5 protein-coding genes and 1 pseudogene are annotated in these 3,610 nt (G+C 58.4%); 3 read left to right on the top strand and 3 right to left on the bottom strand.

Annotated features, from left to right (window positions below; genetic code table 11):
* From ACVWY9_RS14055 to ACVWY9_RS14065, 3 genes and pseudogenes are all read right to left on the bottom strand, one after another.
* Nucleotides 1-75: pseudogene (locus tag ACVWY9_RS14055) on the bottom strand (IS5-like element ISSoc13 family transposase); the annotation flags it as partial.
* Nucleotides 76-354: 279 nt separating this feature from the next.
* The gene (locus tag ACVWY9_RS14060) at nucleotides 355-507 is read right to left on the bottom strand and encodes a chlorophyll a/b-binding protein (RefSeq protein WP_011429120.1); all 153 of its coding nucleotides are present in this window, start codon (nucleotides 505-507) and stop codon (nucleotides 355-357) included.
* Between the two features lie 116 nt (nucleotides 508-623).
* Nucleotides 624-1,508, bottom strand: coding sequence for a penicillin-binding transpeptidase domain-containing protein (locus ACVWY9_RS14065; RefSeq protein ID WP_457389028.1), 885 nt, complete (start codon nucleotides 1,506-1,508; stop codon nucleotides 624-626).
* Between the two features lie 119 nt (nucleotides 1,509-1,627).
* On the opposite strand from ACVWY9_RS14065, the gene ACVWY9_RS14070 reads away from it, so the two are divergent.
* The 3 genes from ACVWY9_RS14070 (at nucleotide 1,628) to ACVWY9_RS14080 (ending at nucleotide 3,462) form a co-directional block, all read left to right on the top strand.
* Complete coding sequence (locus ACVWY9_RS14070) at nucleotides 1,628-1,855, top strand: photosystem I reaction center subunit IV (RefSeq protein ID WP_414329200.1); 228 nt, start codon at nucleotides 1,628-1,630, stop codon at nucleotides 1,853-1,855.
* A 51-nt stretch (nucleotides 1,856-1,906) separates the two neighbouring features.
* Nucleotides 1,907-2,746 (top strand): DNA-formamidopyrimidine glycosylase, encoded by an 840-nt coding sequence (locus ACVWY9_RS14075; protein WP_414421773.1) that lies wholly within the window; start codon nucleotides 1,907-1,909, stop codon nucleotides 2,744-2,746.
* A gap of 122 nt (nucleotides 2,747-2,868) precedes the next feature.
* Nucleotides 2,869-3,462, top strand: a complete 594-nt coding sequence (locus ACVWY9_RS14080; protein WP_457389031.1) for a pentapeptide repeat-containing protein — start codon at nucleotides 2,869-2,871, stop codon at nucleotides 3,460-3,462.
* Nucleotides 3,463-3,610: the final 148 nt, after the last annotated feature.

Genomic DNA, 3,610 nt, shown 5'->3' on the forward strand with positions numbered 1-3,610 from the left:
GTTAACTCTCTCTTCTGTCTGTAAAAAAGCCAATATCTTCTGCCATTTGTTTTCATCTAAAAAAACCAACTTCATCCTCTTTCCTCTATAAATTACTCTCTCTATCCTAACATAAGATCAACACGACCTAGTGGGATACCCTCACACCAGCTCCTCCGTCAGAGGGAGAAAGGGAAAGATTCGGCGCTGTCGGAATTGCTTGGAGTAGTTGGTGCCCGCTCAAGCTTTGTTGCCATTCAGAACGGCTACAACTGGTGCAGTCACGCTTCCTGCTCAATACCCTGCTCAATACAATAAAGGGCCTGCAAGCCAGCAGACCCAAGGAAAAGCCAAAAGGCGGTAAGTTGAGGTCTCTTAGATCAGGCCCAGCCAGGAAGCAACGCCTTGGCCCGTCACCGCTTCGATGACAATGGCCAACACAAAGCCAATCATGGCAGCCCGACCGTTGAGGCGCTCGGCATACTCGTTAAAGCCAAACTTGGGCTCAGACAAATTGGGATTAGACATGAGAACCTCCAGGGTAAATGGGAACGACAGGGAGTGGGATCCGTAAAGAACGAAAACGAGAACGGCACTTGACCTTCAGTATAGTTTGCATTTCTTCATGATCGCAAGCAAGGTGGTCACCCGCTGCCGATGGCGGCGATGATCTGCCGCGCCAGGGGAATGGCCGCCTCATAGGCTTTGCCCTGATGCAGGTGCAGCACCAGCGTCCAGTTGGGATCCGGCAGGGGCCAAAAGGCCAGCAACCAGGCTTGAAAATCTTCTGCCCAGAGAATTGGTCGTCCTCGTCGTTGAGGATTGAGGATGGTGCCAGACTTGGCTGCCACTGGGATCCCTTCTGGGGCAATGCCGCGACAGGTGCCCGCTGTTGCCGCCAGGCTCATGCCAGCATGGAGAGCCTCCCAAATCCAAGCCGGTAAAGAGAAAGCGGGCAGAGAGACCTCGCCAGAAAGGGGTACACCTCGGCGGGCAATCACGCCCCCATAAACCAACAGCTCCCAGGGATCCACCGGCCCAGCCAGACCGGTCGCCAAGAGCGGAGCCGGAGCCGTATTCTGCGCACTCTCTAGGCCGAAGCGCCGCAGCCACTCCACCAGGGTATCGGCCCCCAGCTCCCAGCCCAACTGGTAAAAATGCACGTTGCAAGAGTGGGCCAGGGCCTGGCGCAAGTTCAAGGTTCCATGTCCGCGGGGATCCCAGCAGGGTAGCCGGCCCAACCCCAATTGCGGCGGCGGATCCCACCAACCCGGACAGTGGATCAAGCGCTCCCCAGAGCTGATCCCAGTCTGCAGAGCAGCGGCGGCAACGGCGCATTTGACGGTTGAGCCAGGGCTGGCCCTGATTCTGGAAGCCTGCTCCGGCTGCCAAACCCTTGTTAAACGACCGGTGTTCAGGTTGAGGACGGCGGCAAAATCGCGCGGATGGGGCAGCCCTGCAGATTTCCCCTGCAAGCCCCAGGTCAAAGCAGAACCCAACAGCCAGGCTCCACAGGTGCGACGGTTCATCTGCTGTTGGCCCCGAAAACCCAGCCAGACAAAAGCGGATCCCTGTTACAAAAATTCGGAAATCGCAGCCTTCTCACGGACTAGGGTAATCTGAGTTCAGGTCAATGGAGATAACCCTCATGGCAATTCAGCGTGGTGCCAAAGTCCGTGTGCTGCGGAAAGAATCCTACTGGTACCGGGATGTGGGAACGGTTGCGGCGGTGGATACCAGCGGCATTCTCTACCCGGTGATCGTCCGCTTTGACAAGATCAACTACTACAACATCAACACCAACAACTTCCGCGAAGATGAGCTGGAAGTGTTGGAAGCTCCCAAGGCCAAGGCCAAAGCCGCTCCGGCCAGCTAAACCAACAAGGGTTCTGATGCCGGGAGCTGTGTTGCTTGAGCAAGTTGTTCTGTGCCTGAACTGCCGGAAGTTGAAACGGTTCGGCAAGATTTGCAACGCCTCACCCTGGGGCCACGCATACTTGCGGTGGAGGTGCTCCTGGCCCGCACCATTGCCTACCCTGCAGGGGAGATGTTTGGGCGGAGCTTGATTGGCACCCGTTTTACCCAGTGGCAGCGGCGAGGAAAGTATCTCCTGGGATCCCTGGATTCGAGAGCTGTTCTGGGCGTGCATCTGCGCATGACCGGGCAGTTGCTCTGGGTGCAGGGATCCACCCCTTTATCAGCTCACACTCGTGTTCGTTTGGCCTTCGAGGAAGGGTGGGACTTGCGCTTTGTGGATCAGCGCACCTTTGGCCAGATGTGGCTGGTGCCTGCCGGTGTTGAGCTGGAGGCGGTGATCCCCACCCTGCAGACTTTGGGGCCGGAGCCCTTTTCGCCAGCTTTTTCTGAGGCCTATTTCCAGGCTGCCCTGCAGAAGAGCCGCCGTCTTATTAAAACCGCGCTGCTGGATCAATCGCTGGTAGCCGGGGTGGGCAACATTTACGCCGACGAAGCCCTGTTTCTGAGCGGCATTCACCCTTTGACGCCAGCAGTTCAGCTTTCGGATGTGGCCAAGGCACGCCTGCGAGAAGCTTTGATCGAGGTGTTACGGGCCGGGCTGGAGCAGCGGGGCACCACCTTGCGGGATTACCGGGATCTGCGTGGGCTCAACGGCAACTATCAAGGGCAAGCGTGGGTGTACGGTCGGGAAGGGGATCCCTGTCGCGTCTGTGGCCATCCGATTCGGCGGATCAAGCTGGCAGGGCGTTCGGCCCACTTTTGCCCCCGCTGCCAGCCGCAACAGAGCTAGTGGCGCTCCTCAAGATATGGGGGATCCCTGGGGAAATGGGCCAGAGCGGCTACCATCAGCAGTAGGAGGGGATCCCGGTGAAAACCATGGGATGGGCACGGCTCCAACCTGTAAAGCCCTTGATGAGGGGAAGTCGCCTCTGGTCGGGAGCGCTGTTGGCGCTGGGGATCCCGACGGCTGCGGCCTTTGCCCAACTGGAGTTGGATGCCCAACTGGGCCGATCCCAAATTGTTTCTCCCAGCAAAGATTGCCCCGCCTGCAACCTAACGGGGGCAGAACTGCCGGGAGCTGACCTCAGGGGGGCCAACCTAAAAGAAGCGATCCTCAGACAGGCCAATCTCCAAGCTGCCGACCTCTCCCAAGCGATCCTCAACTTGGCCGATTTGAGAGGGGCCAATCTGAGTGGCTCAGCTCAGGCAGGGGCTTTCTTGTGGGAAGCCGATCTGGCGCAGGCCAACCTGCAGCAGGCGGATCTGACGGGTGCCAATCTCCAGGTGGCCAATTTGAGCGGAGCCGACTTGCGTCGAGCCATCCTCACCCGCGCCGACCTCACAGGAGCCAAGTTACACCATGCCGATCTGCGGGGGGCCGACCTGCGAGGCGCTTTTCTGGAGGGGGCGGATCTGACCGGCGCCCTGTACAATGCCCAAACCCGACTGGATCCTGCCTTCAACCCTAGTGCTTGGGGCATGGTTTTCGTGAAAGAAGGATCTTGACCAAGAGTTACCGCTTGCTCCGCCATTTGATTTGGGATCCCCCCTTGGGCAGATTAACAAAGGAGGGGCGCGGGGAGCTATAAGTCCCGCGCTGTATGCAAAGCATCAGCGTCGGGATACATGGACTCCCCGCACTTGTCGATTCTCT

Source organism: Thermostichus sp. OS-CIW-31, from assembly GCF_054060305.1.

Coding starts and splice junctions, on each gene's coding strand:
- ACVWY9_RS14080 (WP_457389031.1), top strand. CDS start 2,869: ATGAGGGGAAGTCGCCTCTGGTCGGGAGCGCTGTTGGCGCTGGGGATC.
- ACVWY9_RS14060 (WP_011429120.1), bottom strand. CDS start 507: ATGTCTAATCCCAATTTGTCTGAGCCCAAGTTTGGCTTTAACGAGTAT.
- ACVWY9_RS14065 (WP_457389028.1), bottom strand. CDS start 1,508: ATGAACCGTCGCACCTGTGGAGCCTGGCTGTTGGGTTCTGCTTTGACC.
- ACVWY9_RS14070 (WP_414329200.1), top strand. CDS start 1,628: ATGGCAATTCAGCGTGGTGCCAAAGTCCGTGTGCTGCGGAAAGAATCC.